Here is a 12,363-nt window from a genome sequence, read left to right on the forward strand (position 1 = left end):
GCATCCGCCGCCGGGGCGCCACGCAGCCGCAGGAGGGCAAGCCGATGCCATCGTTCGATACCGTTTGTGAAGCCGATTTCGTCGAGGTGCGAAACGCCGTGGACAACGCCGTCAAGGAGGTGGGCACGCGCTTCGACTTCAAGGGCACGGCGGCCGCGATCGAGCTCAAGGACAAGCAGATCACGCTCACCGGCGACGCCGAATTCCAGCTGCAGCAGCTGCAGGACATCCTGCGCGCCAAGCTCGCCAAGCGCGGCGTGGACGTGCGCTTTCTGGACGTGCAAAAGCCCCAGAAGGCCGGCGGCGACACGCTGCGCCAGGCCATCGACGTGAAGAACGGCATCAACGCCGAGCAGGGCAAGAAGATCCAGAAGCTCATCAAGGACAGCAAGCTCAAGCTGCAGGCCGCCATCCAGGACGGCAAGGTGCGCATCACCGGCGCCAAGCGCGACGACCTGCAGGCCGCGATGGCGCTGCTGCGCAAGGAAATGGCCGAGCTGCCGCTGTCGTTTGACAACCTGCGCGACTGAAGCACCGCATGAAACCCGCCCTGGCGCTGATGGCCGCGCTGCTGTGCGCCCCGCTGTGCGCGCAGGAGCTGCAGCTGGCCGGCATCCTGGGGGCCAAGGCGCTGCTGGTGGCCGGCAGCGGCGCGCCGCGCGCGGTCGCCGCGGGCGAGAGCTTTGCCGGCGCGCGCGTGCTCTCGGTGGGGCGCGACGAGGTGCTGATCGAAGCCGGCGGCCAGCGCCGGCAGCTGCGCCTGGGCCAGGCGCCCGTCAGCATAGGCGAGCGCAGCGCCCCGGGCCGGCGCCTGGTGCTGCAGGCCGACGCGGGCGGGCACTTCACCGACGAGGGCAGCATCAACGGCCGCCCGGTGCGCTTCATGGTGGACACCGGTGCCACCACGGTGGCCCTGGGCCGCGCCGAGGCCGAGCGCCTGGGCATCCGGGTGCAGGCCGGCGAGCCGGTGCGCATGCACACCGCCAACGGCACCGCCACGGGCTGGCGCGTGCGGCTCGACTCGGTGCGCATCGGGCCGCTGCAGCAAAGCGGCGTGGTGGCCATCGTGGTGCAGCAGCCCATGCCCTACGTGCTGCTGGGCAACAGCTTCCTCAAGCCCTACGAGATGGCGCGCAAGGGCAGCGAACTGACGCTGCTGCAGCGCTGAGAGCCAAGCCGCCATGTCCGTGCAAGCCGCCGACGACGACTACGAGGACCTGCTGGCACAGTGGCAGGACCTGGAGGCCGCGCTCTCCGCCCTGCTGCTGCACCCGCGCCTGGTGCTGGACTTCACTGGCAAGGTGCGCCTGTGCGACCAGTGGCTGCAGGACATCACCGGCCACGACATCGACGCCGCGCTGTACCTGATGTTCCAGCTCGCCAGCACCTCCACCGTGGGCTACAGCGCGGCACACGCGCTGGTCTGCGCCACGCTGTGCCAGATCCTGGCGCAGGAGCTGCAGCTGCCCCGCCCCGAGCGCGACAGCCTGGTGCGCGCGGCCATCACCATGAACCTGAGCATGACGGCGCTGCAAAACGAGCTGGCGCTGCAGGGCACACCCCTGAGCGCGCCGCAGAAGCTGGCCATCGCCGAGCACCCCGGGCAGAGCGTGGCGCTGCTCGAAGAGCTCGACATCCGCGACGACCTGTGGCTGGACGTGGTGGCCGCGCACCACAGCCCCATGCAGCCCTACGACACGCTGGCCGACCTGCCGGCGGAAACGCGCCTGGCCTGCATCCTCTCGACGATAGACCGCTACGCGGCCATGATCTCGCCGCGCAAGTCACGCACCGAACGCACCGCCAGCGACTCGGTGCGCGAGATCGTCGCCCAGGGCACGCAGCACAACGACGAAGTGATTGCCGCGCTGATGCGCACCGTCGGCCTGTGCCCGCCCGGCACCTTCGTGCGCCTGGACAACGGCGACACCGCGGTGGTGCTGCGCCGCAGCGAGCAGGCCAGCCAGCCGCTGGTGGCCAGCGTCGCCAGCGCCGACGGCGAGGCGCTGGACGCCCCGGTGCTCTACCACACCGCGCGCGGCCAGCCCCAGGTGGCGGCGGCGCTGGCGCGCTCGGCCGTCACTACCGACATCAACCACCACATGATGGTGCGCCTGGGCCTGTACGCCGCGCGCATGACCAACGAGCTGCCGGTGCGCGAGTCGGGCATGCCGCCGCTGGTTTGAACCCGCGCCTTCAGGCCTTCTTCTTCTCGCCCAGCCGCGGCTCCTTGCCCTGGATCAGGCGCCGGATGTTGGGCGCATGGCGCCAGGCCAGCAGCGCCGCCATCAGCGCAATCGCCAGGCCGACGCCGGGGTGTACCTCCCAGGCCACACCGCCCACCAGCAGGTAGAAAAACGGCGCGAACGCCGCCGCCACCAGCGAAGCCAGCGACACCCAGCGAAAGAAGGCCACGATGATGAGCCAGGTGGCCAGCGTGGCCAGGGCCAGCCAGCCGCTCACGCCCAGCAGCACGCCCAGCGCCGTGGCCACGCCCTTGCCGCCCTTGAAGCCGAAGAACACCGGCCACAGGTGCCCGGCAAACGCCGCCAGCGCCACCAGCGCCAGCGTGCCCTCACCCAGGCCCCAGGCCGGCCCGTACAGGCGCACCAGCGCCACGGGCAGCCAGCCCTTCGCGGCGTCGAGCACCAGCGTGACGACGGCCGCCGCGCGCGAGCCCGAGCGCAGCACGTTGGTCGCCCCCGGGTTCTTGCTGCCGTAGCTGCGCGGGTCGGCCAGGCCCATCAGGCGGCTGACGATGACGGCGAACGACAGGGAACCGAGCAGGTAGGCGGCGACGACCGCCAGGGCGCTGTAGAGGGTGGGCACGAAAGCTCTCTCGACGAAAGGGGTGCAGGGCTGCGGCGCGGCCTGGCGCGCCGCCCGAACGAACGCCGCATTCTGCCACCGGCACCGGCCGGCGCGGCCTCAGCCCGCCGCCGCCAGCTCCGGCGCCGGCACGCGCACGCCGGGCGCGGCGTCGCCCCACTCCACGCGGTTGCGCCCGCCCGCCTTGCCGCGGTACAGCGCCGCGTCGGCCTGCTGCAGCGCGGCGTCGAAGGCCTGCGGGCCGTGCAGCAGCGGCGAGATGCCGATGGTCACGGTGCAGCCCAGCGGCCCGTGCCCGTGCTCCAGCGCGATCTGCACCCGCTCGATGGCGCTGCGCAGGCGCTCGGCCGCAGCCCGCACGCCCGCTCTATCGCCGCCCGGGCAGACGACGACGAATTCCTCCCCGCCGATGCGGCTGGCCAGGTCGCCGGTGCGCAGCGAGCGCGCGAGCACCTCGGCCACCCGGCACAGCACGGTGTCGCCCACCTTGTGGCCGTGGCTGTCGTTGATGTGCTTGAAGTGGTCGATGTCCAGCAGCAACAGGCGCAGCGGGGCCGCGTCGCGCGCCTTCCAGTGCCCGTGCAGCGCGGCGAGCAGACCGCGGCGGTTGAGCAGCCCGGTCAGCGGGTCGCGCTCGGCGCTGGCGCGCAGCGCATCGGTCAGGCGGCGCAGCACCAGCCAGATCATCAAGGGCGCCAGCACCGTGGCCAGGAAGGACATGTAGATGTAGAAGGCCACCTGAAAGCGCTGCCCCATGTCCAGCGCCGCCAGCCCGCCGTCCAGCACCCGCACGCCCTTGACGACATTGAGCACACCCAGCATACCCGCCAGCAGCGCCACCAGCGCCATCTCCACGCGCAAGTCCCTGGCCGGGCCGCCAAGCAGCCGCACCGCCGCCACGGCCATGGCCAGGAAGATCAGCGCCATGGTGAAGGACAGCATCGCGTAGCGCGCCACCGAACCCAGCCCCCACTGCACCAGCACCTGCGCCGCGGTGGCCACCAGCGCCCAGGCCAGCAGCGGCCGCAGCAGCGGCCCGGGGTGGCCGAAGAAGCGCATGCCGCCCACCCAGTAGACCAGCGGCACGCACAGCGTCAGCGTGTGGCTGGCCACGCTGGCCGCGCTCCAGCCCGCCGGGCCGGCCGCCAGTTGCAGCACGTAGGCCAGGCCCAGCAGCGCATTGCCCAGGGCCAGCGCGTCCACGCCCATCCTGCCGCCCTGCAGGCGCCGGCTGATCAGCCAGAACATCAGCGCGAAGCACAGCAAATGCACGCACAGCATCGCGACGATGAGGGTTGCAACCATGGGTGAATCCAGAAACGGGGCGACCGGCGCGCCGGCAGGCTGCCGATCCTAAGGCAGCCCGGGCGAAGGCGCGCGCCCCGGACCAGGATGGCGGGATGCCAGGGGCCTGGCGGACTTGGAGCGTCGAAAGCGAAACTTGGCACCGGCCAGACCCGTTTTTGCCGAATGTGCAGCCCAACAGCTGAGTGATTGGGCAAGAAGACGGCAACAATGGGCCGCTGCGGCCGATTTGCAGCCAACGATTTCCAGGAGCGGCAGGCTCCTAGGCCTCTTCGGCCAGCGCGCAGTGCACCGGCTGCGCGCCCAGCAGCTGCACGCACACCTGCGGCGCGATCTGCACCAGGTAGCCGCGCCGCCCGCCGTTGATGGCGATGCGCGCCAGCTCCAGGATGCTCTGCTCGATATAGACCGGCATGGCCTTGCGCGTGCCAAAGGGCGAGGTGCCGCCCACCAGGTAGCCGCTGTGGCGCTGCGCCACCTCGGGCTTGCAGGGCTGCACGCTCTTGGCGCCGATCTGGCGTGCCAGGTTCTTGGTGGAGACCTTGCAGTCGCCGTGCATCAGCACGATGAGCGGGCGCGCGTCCTGGTCCTGCATCACCAGGGTCTTGACCACCGCATGCTCATCGAGCCCGAGCTGGCGCGCCGATTCGTGCGTGCCGCCGTGCTCCACGTACTCGTAGCTGAACTCCTCGAAGGCCACGCCATGGGCGCGCAGCCACTGGGTGGCCGGGGTTTCGCTGACGTGGCTGGCTTTGTCCTTCCTGGCCATGGCGGGTGGTTTCTCTGGTTTGATAGCTGTCAGCGCTTGCCCAGCAAGCGTTTGAGCCGCTTTTTACTTGAATTTTTGCAGGCCGTCAGTCGCGTTCACGCCGCTCGCGCGCACGGCGCACCTGGCGGCTTTCCCGGGCGCGCGCGGCCGCCTGCGCCCGTTCGTGGCGACGCGCACGCCAGCGCGCGCCGGCCCAGCGCCCCAGCACCGCGCTGATCAGGCCCAGCAGGACCAGCAGCAGAAGTTCCGGCACGGACAGATTCCCCGGCATCACACCACCCTCACGACGTCGTGCGGCTTGAAGCCGAAGTTGCCCGCCTTGCCCTTGCGCGCGCGGGCCGCCAGGGCATTGTTCAGGCTGCGGATCTCCAGCTGCTCCTCGCGCGCCTTGCCGCCGCGCCCCACGCCCGCAATGCGCACGCTGCGCAGATAGGCCGCCGCACCGGCCAGGCTGTCGCCCGTTTCCAGCGCCATCAGCATCAGACCACGCCCGCCCTTGTCCATCTGGCGCAGCTCATCCATCGCGAAGCTCAGGATGCGTCCGCCGGTGGAGACGCAGACCACATGGCTTGCCGCTATCGTGCCGATAGCTGGCTGCGCTTGCCCCTCCTGCGCTGCAGGCGTTTTTGGCTCTGCACCCAGCAGCACCAGCGAGGGCCGGCAGATGCGCTCGCCCTCGCCCAGCGTGACGAAGGCCTTGCCCGCGCGCTGGCGCGAGAGCATGTCCGCGGCGCGCGCCACGAAGCCGTAGCCGCCCGTGCCGCTGAGCAGCAGCAGCGCCTGCGCCGGCCCGGCGAAGTAGTGCAGCGCCTCGGTGCCGGCTTCCAGCTCGATCAGCGTGGTGATCGGCTGGCCATCGCCGCGCCCGCCCGGAAGCAGCGCCACGGCCACGCTGTACACCCGCCCATTGCTGCCGAACGCCAGCAGGTGATCGACCGTGCGGCATTCGAAGGTGCCATAGAGCGCGTCGCCCGCCTTGAAGGCAAAGCCTGCCGCATCGTGCCCATGGCCCTGGCGCGCGCGCACCCAGCCCTTTTCGCTGACGACCACGGTCACCGGCTCATCGACCACCCGGACCTCGGCCACGGCCTTTTTTTCCGCCTGGATCAGGGTGCGGCGCGCGTCGGCAAACTCCCCGGCGTCGGCCTCGATCTCTTTCACCATCAGCCGGCGCAAGGTGGCCGGGATGGCCAGCACGTCCTCCAGCTGGCCCTGCTCCTTGCGCAGCTCGGCCAGTTCCTGCTCGATCCTGATCGCCTCCAGCCGCGCGAGCTGGCGCAGGCGGATGTCCAGGATGTCGTCGGCCTGGCGCTCGGTGAGATGAAAGCGCGCCACCAGCGCCGCCTTGGGCTCGTCGGCCGTGCGGATGAGGGCAATCACCTCGTCGATGTTGAGCAGCACGAGCTGGCGCCCTTCGAGGATGTGGATGCGCTCCAGCACCTTGGCCAGGCGGTGTTCGCTGCGCCGCGTGATCGTCTGCTGGCGAAAGGCCACCCATTCGGTGAGCATCTGCCGCAGCGACTTCTGCACCGGCCGGCCATCGAGCCCTATGCCGGTGAGGTTGATCGGGCTCGACGTCTCCAGGCTGGTGTGCACCAGCAGCGTGTTGGCCAGTTCGTCCTGGCCGATGGTGCGGCTCTTGGGCTCGAACACCAGGCGCACCGGCGCATCCTTGCTCGACTCGTCGCGCACGCCGTCGAGCACCGCAAGGATGGTGCTCTTGAGCTGGTTCTGCTCCTGCGTCAAGGCCTTCTTGCCGCTCTTGAGCTTGGGGTTGGTGAGCTCCTCGATCTCTTCGAGCACCTTCTGCGTGGACGTGCCCGGCGGCAGCTCGGTCACCACCATCTGCCACTGCCCGCGCGCCAGGTCCTCGATCTGCCAGCGTGCGCGCACCTTCAGGCTGCCGCGCCCGCTCTCGTACGCCGCGCGGATGTCGGCTTCGCTGCTGATGATCTGCCCGCCGCCCGGATAGTCCGGCCCCGGCAGCAGCGCAAACAGCGCGTCGTCGTCCAGCCTGGGGTTCTTCACCAGCGCCACGCAGGCATCGGCCACCTCGCGCAGGTTGTGGCTGGGGATTTCGGTCGCCAGGCCCACCGCAATGCCGCTCGCGCCATTGAGCAGCGCAAACGGCAGGCGCGCGGGCAACTGCCTGGGCTCTTCGGTGCTGCCGTCGTAGTTGGGCACGAAATCCACCGTGCCCTGGTCGATTTCGGACAGCAACAGCCGCGTGATCTTGGCCAGGCGCGCTTCGGTATAACGCATCGCCGCTGCGCCGTCGCCATCGCGGCTACCGAAGTTGCCCTGGCCGTCGATCAGCGGGTAACGCTGCGAAAAATCCTGCGCCATGCGCACCAGCGCGTCGTACGCGGCCGAGTCGCCATGCGGGTGAAAGCGCCCCAGCACGTCGCCCACCACGCGCGCGCTCTTGACCGGCCGCGCCGGCACGTTGCCGCCCGCGCCGCCATAACCGAGCCCCATGCGCTCCATCGCGTACAGGATGCGCCGCTGCACCGGCTTTTGCCCATCGGCCACGTCGGGCAGCGCGCGGCCCTTGACCACGGAAAGCGCGTATTCCAGGTAGGCGCGCTGGGCGTAGCTGGCGAGGGAATCGTCCGCTTCGGGGACTTCGAAATCGAAAACGGGTTGGTCAGACATGATTCAAAAACAATAGCTGTTTGCGCTTTATGACTGGGCGCAAAAGGCCAATTCATCTTGATTTTCAATGGGTTTCGCACCCCTTCCCCCGTCTGGGGAAGGTCGGGATGGGGGGGCTAACCCAGGTCGCTTTGCAGCGCGCGCAGGTAAAGCTGGCGTACGGCCTCCTCGGGCGTTAGCTTGATGGTCTTGCTGCGCACGAGGCAATTTTGCTCAAGCGGGCTGGTGCTCAAACCGCCTGATCTGCCCCAGTACATCGGCCATTTTTTCCTTGGCTACCGCCGCGTCGTAATCAAGCTGCAGCCCGGCCCAGAACTCGTCGGACGTGCCAAAGAAGCGGGACAGGCGCAAGCCCGTATCGACAGTGACGGAGCGCGTGCCCGCGACGATTTCGCCGATGCGCCGCTGCGGCACGCCAATTTCCTTGGCCAGCCGGTACTGGGTCAGACCCATGGGCTCCAGGAATTCATGCAGCAGGATTTCGCCAGGGTGCGGCCATGGGACTTTTGCGGTCATGGCGTATTCCTTTCAGTGGTAGTCAACGATTTGCACTTGCGTGGCGTGCCCGCCCTGCCAGACAAAGCACACGCGCCATTGATCGTTGATGCGGATGCTGTGCTGGCCTTTGCGGTCGCCTTGCAATACCTCCAGGCGGTTGCCGGGCGGGATGCGCAAGTCGTCCAGCACGGTTGCCTGGGTTGAACGTGGAGTCCCACGCCAGAGTCCAAAAACATTCAAATTTCACCCATCCGCATAGCGAATCACTAACCCCAGCTGCGCGTCAACAGCTCATCCAGCGCGTCGCTGATCACCTGCCCCTGCTCTGCCAGGTTTCCCACCACCGGCCCGAGCTGATCCATGGCGACAGACACCATGTCCAGCGGGTGCAGCACCACGGTCTGCCCACCGATTTCAAAGACGGGGTTCATGCGCGTTCCGACCACGCGGCCGCCAGCCGGTAGGGCCGAGCGGCGCACCAGCGGCACGACGACGCGGCGGCGGTAGCCGTCGAACAGCGCCGACTGCACCAGCACCACCATGGGTACGGTATCGCGCTGTGGGCCGGGGTTGAGGTGAACGTCAAACTGCGGCATGACAGAGTGTGCAAAGGACTTACAAGATGGAATGCGCATCCGCAAACGAGCCGGCTGCATCATGCAGCGCATTCCAGTCGACCACTGCCGCTTGCGCCTGCTGCCGATGCTGGCTGCGCACCTGTCGCTGCGCGTCCACATAAGCTTGCAGCATTTCCTCAACCTTGGCGGACAGGTTGCCGCAATAGGCGCGTGACTCGCGCACCAGCGCCTCATTGAGGGACAGATTGACGGGTTTTTTGGCGGCAGATTCCAGGGCGGTCATGGTTTGGCTCCTTTATGCGCATTCTATGCGCATGATGACAAGCAAGGTGTCACACATCCACCTCCACCGCATCCCCATGCAGCTCCATCAGCTCGCGCCGCGCCGCCGCCTCGCCCTTGCCCATCAGCCGGGTCATCAAATCCTGCGTGGGCTGCAGGCCCATCGCACCCAGCTGAATCGGCAGCAGGCGCCGGGTGTCGGGGTTGAGCGTGGTGTCCCACAACTGCTCGGCATTCATCTCGCCCAGGCCCTTGAAGCGGCTCACGCTCCATTTGCCTTCGGGCACGCCGTCCTTGCGCAGTTTCTCGGTGATCGCGGCGAGCTCCGCATCGTCCAGCGCGTAGAGTTTGGCGGCAGGCTTCTTGCCGCGCGCGGGGGCATCGATGCGATACAGCGGCGGGCGTGCCACGTAAACATGGCCGGCCTCCAGCAACTTCGGAAAGTGCCGGAAAAACAGCGTCAGCAGCAGCACCTGGATGTGCGCGCCATCCACATCGGCATCTGACAGGATGCAGATCTTGCCGTAGCGCAGGCCGCTCAAATCGACTTCGTCTTCCGGCCCGTGCGGATCGACGCCGATGGCGACCGAGATGTCATGGATTTCGGTATTGGCAAACAGGCGGTCGCGCTCCACCTCCCAGGTGTTGAGCACCTTGCCGCGCAGCGGCAGGATGGCTTGCGTTTCCTTGTCGCGCCCCATCTTGGCGCTGCCGCCAGCCGAGTCGCCCTCGACCAGGAACACCTCATTCAAGGCAAGGTCGCGGCTCTCGCAGTCGGTGAGCTTGCCGGGCAGCACGGCCACGCCGCTGCTCTTCCTCTTTTCCACCTTCTGCCCGGCGCGCTGGCGCGTCTGCGCGGCCTTGATGGCAAGCTCGGCCAGCTTCTTGCCCCACTCGACGTTGGCGTTCAGCCAAAGCTCCAGCGCGGGTTTGACGAAGCCGCTCACCAGCCGCACCGCATCGCGTGAATTCAGCCGCTCCTTGATCTGGCCCTGGAACTGCGGATCAAGCACCTTGGCCGAGAGTACATAGCTGGCGCGTGCAAACACGTCCTCGGGCATGAGCTTGACGCCTTTGGGCAGCAGCGCATGCAGCTCGATGAAACCTTTCACCGCCTGGAACAGCCCGTCGCGCAGGCCGCTGTCGTGCGTGCCGCCCGCCGTCGTGGAAATCAGGTTGACATAGCTCTCGCGCACCGGGTGGCCCTCTTCGGTGAAGGCCAGCACCCATTGCGCCCCCTCGCCCTCGGCAAAGTGGTCGTCGTCCGCCGCCGCATAGCCCTCGCCCTCGAACAGCGGCACCACCGGGTCGGCTGGCAGGCTCTGCTCCAGGTAGTCGCGCAGGCCACCCTTGTACTGCCAGCTCTGCGTGTCCTTCTTTTTCTCGTCGATCAGCTCCACCTTCACGCCCGGCAACAGCACCGCCTTGCTGCGCAGCAGGTGGGCAAGCTCCGCCATCGGCAACTGTGCCGACTCGAAGTACTTGGCGTCGGGCCAGACGCGCACCGTGGTGCCGTGCTTGCGCTCGCCCTCCGCCTGCGCCCGGACCTTGAGCTTTTGCACCACCTCGCCGCCCTCGAACACCATGCTGGCCACCACGCCGTCACGCAGGCTCTGCACCTCCATGCGCCTGCCCAGCGCATTGGTCACCGACACGCCCACGCCATGCAACCCACCCGAGAAGCTGTAGGCGCCGCCCTTGCCCTTGTCGAACTTGCCGCCCGCGTGCAGCCGCGTGAAGACCAGCTCCAGCACCGGCGCCTTTTCCTCGGGGTGCAGGCCGTGGGGGATGCCGCGGCCGTCGTCTTCCACGCCGACCGAGCCATCGGCATGCAGCGTCACGCGGATCTTCTTGCCGTAGCCCGCCAGCGCCTCGTCGGCGGCGTTGTCTATCACTTCCTGGATGACGTGCAGCGGGTTGTCGGTGCGGGTGTACATGCCCGGGCGCTGCTTGACCGGCTCCAGGCCCTTGAGAACGCGGATCGTGCTTTCGGAGTATTCGGGGGTGGGTGATTTCGCCATGGCGGCGGATTGTATGACTGGATATAAAACCAGTTTTCATGCGCCCTGCTGCCCACGGGCCCAGCGCAATTTCGCTACATTTGCCGTGATGCAAAAAACGCCGCGCACCCTTCCCGCCACGCAGGTGCTGCTGTGCGGCGGCATCATCGTCACCCTCTCGCTGGGCATACGCCACGGCTTCGGCCTGTGGATGCTGCCGATCACGCAGCAGATGGGCTGGACGCGCGAGACTTTCGCGCTGGCGATCGCCATCCAGAATCTTTCATGGGGCGTGCTCGGCATCTTCGGCGGCATGCTGGCCGATCGCTACGGCGCGTTTCGCGTGCTGCTGGGCGGCACACTCTTGTACGCGGCGGGCCTGCTGGGCATGGCGCTCTCGCCCACGCCCTTCTTGTTCGCGCTCACCACCGGCGTGCTGATCGGCGCGGCGCAGGCGGGCACCACCTACTCCATCATCTACGGCGTGATCGGGCGGCAGATCGCGCCCGAGCGCCGCTCCTGGGCCATGGGCGTGGCGGCGGCGGCGGGCTCCTTCGGCCAGTTCCTGTTGATGCCCGTCGAAGGGCAGATGATCCTGCGCATGGGCTGGCAGCCGGCGCTGCTTGCCATCGTGGCGCTGGCGCTGCTGATGGCGCCGCTGGCCTTCGGCCTGCGCGAGCCGGACTTTCACGCACGCCACGCCACCTTGCGCACCCAGACGGTGCGCCACGCGCTGGCCGAGGCGCTGCGCCACCCGCCCTATCTGCTGCTGACCGCGGGCTACTTCGTCTGCGGCTTCCAGGTCACCTTCATCGCGGTGCACCTGCCCGGCTACCTGTCGGACAAGGGATTGAGCCCGCAGGTCAGCGCGTTCGCGCTGGCCATCGTCGGGCTGCTCAACATCGTCGGCTCCTACAGCGCCGGCCTGCTCGGGCAGCGCTTTCAAAAACGCTGGATCCTGGCCTTCATCTACGCCACGCGCGCGCTGGTCATCGCGCTCTTTCTGCTGGCGCCGGTCTCGCCCCTGTCGGTCTACGTCTTTGCGGCGGCGATGGGCCTGCTGTGGCTGTCCACCGTGCCGCCGACCAATGCGGCGGTGGCGCAGATCTTCGGCCTGCAGCACTTTTCCATGCTCAGCGGCTTTTCCTTCTTCAGCCACCAGCTGGGCAGCTTCATGGGCGTGTGGCTGGGCGGCTATCTGTACGACCGCAGCGGCAACTACGACATGGTGTGGATGATCGCGATCGCCCTGAGCGTGATGGCCACGCTGCTGAACCTGCCGGTGAAGGAAACCCCGATGCACCGCCCCCTGACGCAGTCCGCATGAGCACCGCCCGCGTTTTGCTCTGGCTCGCGCTGGTACTGGCGCTGCTGGCCGGGGCGCTGCTGTATCTGCAGCCCGAATTCATGGTGCTGCTCGCCGAGCAGGTCTGGGCCTGCTTCTGAG

At 68.2% G+C, this 12,363-nt stretch carries 14 protein-coding genes and 1 pseudogene; 5 read left to right on the forward strand and 10 right to left on the reverse strand.

Annotation, left to right across the window (positions count from 1 at the left end; translation table 11 throughout):
- The first annotated feature begins 44 nt into the window (after positions 1–44).
- Genes FOZ74_RS01260 through FOZ74_RS01270 form a run of 3 tightly spaced genes read left to right on the forward strand, consistent with a single transcriptional unit; the run spans position 45 to position 2,186 of the window.
- Positions 45–530, forward strand: a complete 486-nt coding sequence (locus FOZ74_RS01260) for a YajQ family cyclic di-GMP-binding protein (RefSeq protein WP_146911290.1) — start codon at positions 45–47, stop codon at positions 528–530.
- An 8-nt stretch (positions 531–538) separates the two neighbouring features.
- The gene (locus FOZ74_RS01265; RefSeq protein WP_146911292.1) at positions 539–1,168 is read left to right on the forward strand and encodes a retropepsin-like aspartic protease family protein; all 630 of its coding nucleotides are present in this window, start codon (positions 539–541) and stop codon (positions 1,166–1,168) included.
- Positions 1,169–1,181: 13 nt separating this feature from the next.
- Positions 1,182–2,186: an HD-GYP domain-containing protein gene (locus FOZ74_RS01270; RefSeq protein WP_146911293.1), complete on the forward strand. Its 1,005-nt coding sequence runs from the start codon at positions 1,182–1,184 to the stop codon at positions 2,184–2,186.
- 10 nt (positions 2,187–2,196) lie between these two features.
- On the opposite strand, the gene plsY is transcribed toward FOZ74_RS01270, so the two are convergent.
- The 10 genes and pseudogenes from plsY to FOZ74_RS01325 form a co-directional block, all read right to left on the reverse strand.
- Positions 2,197–2,829: a glycerol-3-phosphate 1-O-acyltransferase PlsY gene (gene plsY, locus FOZ74_RS01275; protein ID WP_146911295.1), complete on the reverse strand. Its 633-nt coding sequence runs from the start codon at positions 2,827–2,829 to the stop codon at positions 2,197–2,199.
- 99 nt (positions 2,830–2,928) lie between these two features.
- The gene (locus tag FOZ74_RS01280) at positions 2,929–4,134 is read right to left on the reverse strand and encodes a GGDEF domain-containing protein (protein ID WP_146911296.1); all 1,206 of its coding nucleotides are present in this window, start codon (positions 4,132–4,134) and stop codon (positions 2,929–2,931) included.
- A 262-nt stretch (positions 4,135–4,396) separates the two neighbouring features.
- A complete protein-coding gene (locus FOZ74_RS01285; RefSeq protein WP_146911297.1) occupies positions 4,397–4,903 on the reverse strand; it encodes an aminoacyl-tRNA deacylase in 507 nt (168 codons plus the stop codon).
- An 85-nt stretch (positions 4,904–4,988) separates the two neighbouring features.
- A complete protein-coding gene (locus FOZ74_RS01290; RefSeq protein WP_255437721.1) occupies positions 4,989–5,156 on the reverse strand; it encodes a hypothetical protein in 168 nt (55 codons plus the stop codon).
- A gap of 17 nt (positions 5,157–5,173) precedes the next feature.
- Positions 5,174–7,558, reverse strand: a complete 2,385-nt coding sequence (parC, locus tag FOZ74_RS01295) for a DNA topoisomerase IV subunit A (RefSeq protein ID WP_146911300.1) — start codon at positions 7,556–7,558, stop codon at positions 5,174–5,176.
- 213 nt (positions 7,559–7,771) lie between these two features.
- Positions 7,772–8,074, reverse strand: a complete 303-nt coding sequence (locus FOZ74_RS01305; RefSeq protein ID WP_146911302.1) for a HigA family addiction module antitoxin — start codon at positions 8,072–8,074, stop codon at positions 7,772–7,774.
- A 12-nt stretch (positions 8,075–8,086) separates the two neighbouring features.
- Positions 8,087–8,251 (reverse strand): annotated as a pseudogene (locus FOZ74_RS01310) (type II toxin-antitoxin system RelE/ParE family toxin); the annotation flags it as partial.
- Positions 8,252–8,322: 71 nt separating this feature from the next.
- Positions 8,323–8,652: a CcdB family protein gene (locus FOZ74_RS01315; protein WP_146911305.1), complete on the reverse strand. Its 330-nt coding sequence runs from the start codon at positions 8,650–8,652 to the stop codon at positions 8,323–8,325.
- A 19-nt stretch (positions 8,653–8,671) separates the two neighbouring features.
- The gene (locus FOZ74_RS01320; protein ID WP_146911307.1) at positions 8,672–8,917 is read right to left on the reverse strand and encodes a type II toxin-antitoxin system CcdA family antitoxin; all 246 of its coding nucleotides are present in this window, start codon (positions 8,915–8,917) and stop codon (positions 8,672–8,674) included.
- Positions 8,918–8,966: 49 nt separating this feature from the next.
- Entirely contained in the window at positions 8,967–10,937 is a 1,971-nt protein-coding gene (locus FOZ74_RS01325) for a DNA topoisomerase IV subunit B (RefSeq protein ID WP_146911308.1), read from the reverse strand.
- A gap of 88 nt (positions 10,938–11,025) precedes the next feature.
- Here FOZ74_RS01325 and FOZ74_RS01330 point away from each other — a divergent pair, with 88 nt between their 5' ends.
- Together FOZ74_RS01330 and FOZ74_RS16200 are read left to right on the forward strand one after the other, a co-directional pair.
- Positions 11,026–12,243: an MFS transporter gene (locus tag FOZ74_RS01330; protein WP_146911310.1), complete on the forward strand. Its 1,218-nt coding sequence runs from the start codon at positions 11,026–11,028 to the stop codon at positions 12,241–12,243.
- Positions 12,240–12,362 (forward strand): hypothetical protein, encoded by a 123-nt coding sequence (locus FOZ74_RS16200; protein WP_255437722.1) that lies wholly within the window; start codon positions 12,240–12,242, stop codon positions 12,360–12,362. Before FOZ74_RS01330 ends, FOZ74_RS16200 begins: the two co-directional genes overlap by 4 nt.
- Position 12,363 lies beyond the last annotated feature (1 nt).

Origin of the sequence: Comamonas flocculans (assembly GCF_007954405.1) — a bacterium.
GTDB lineage: Bacteria > Pseudomonadota > Gammaproteobacteria > Burkholderiales > Burkholderiaceae_C > Comamonas_C > Comamonas_C flocculans.

Excerpts from the sequence above, each read along its gene's own strand:
- FOZ74_RS01260 (WP_146911290.1), top strand. The coding sequence starts at position 45 with ATGCCATCGTTCGATACCGTTTGTGAAGCCGATTTCGTCGAGGTGCGA.
- FOZ74_RS01265 (WP_146911292.1), top strand. The coding sequence starts at position 539 with ATGAAACCCGCCCTGGCGCTGATGGCCGCGCTGCTGTGCGCCCCGCTG.
- FOZ74_RS01270 (WP_146911293.1), top strand. The coding sequence starts at position 1,182 with ATGTCCGTGCAAGCCGCCGACGACGACTACGAGGACCTGCTGGCACAG.
- FOZ74_RS01280 (WP_146911296.1), bottom strand. The coding sequence starts at position 4,134 with ATGGTTGCAACCCTCATCGTCGCGATGCTGTGCGTGCATTTGCTGTGC.
- FOZ74_RS01285 (WP_146911297.1), bottom strand. The coding sequence starts at position 4,903 with ATGGCCAGGAAGGACAAAGCCAGCCACGTCAGCGAAACCCCGGCCACC.
- parC (WP_146911300.1), bottom strand. The coding sequence starts at position 7,558 with ATGTCTGACCAACCCGTTTTCGATTTCGAAGTCCCCGAAGCGGACGAT.
- FOZ74_RS01305 (WP_146911302.1), bottom strand. The coding sequence starts at position 8,074 with ATGACCGCAAAAGTCCCATGGCCGCACCCTGGCGAAATCCTGCTGCAT.
- FOZ74_RS01315 (WP_146911305.1), bottom strand. The coding sequence starts at position 8,652 with ATGCCGCAGTTTGACGTTCACCTCAACCCCGGCCCACAGCGCGATACC.
- FOZ74_RS01320 (WP_146911307.1), bottom strand. The coding sequence starts at position 8,917 with ATGACCGCCCTGGAATCTGCCGCCAAAAAACCCGTCAATCTGTCCCTC.
- FOZ74_RS01325 (WP_146911308.1), bottom strand. The coding sequence starts at position 10,937 with ATGGCGAAATCACCCACCCCCGAATACTCCGAAAGCACGATCCGCGTT.
- FOZ74_RS01330 (WP_146911310.1), top strand. The coding sequence starts at position 11,026 with ATGCAAAAAACGCCGCGCACCCTTCCCGCCACGCAGGTGCTGCTGTGC.
- FOZ74_RS16200 (WP_255437722.1), top strand. The coding sequence starts at position 12,240 with ATGAGCACCGCCCGCGTTTTGCTCTGGCTCGCGCTGGTACTGGCGCTG.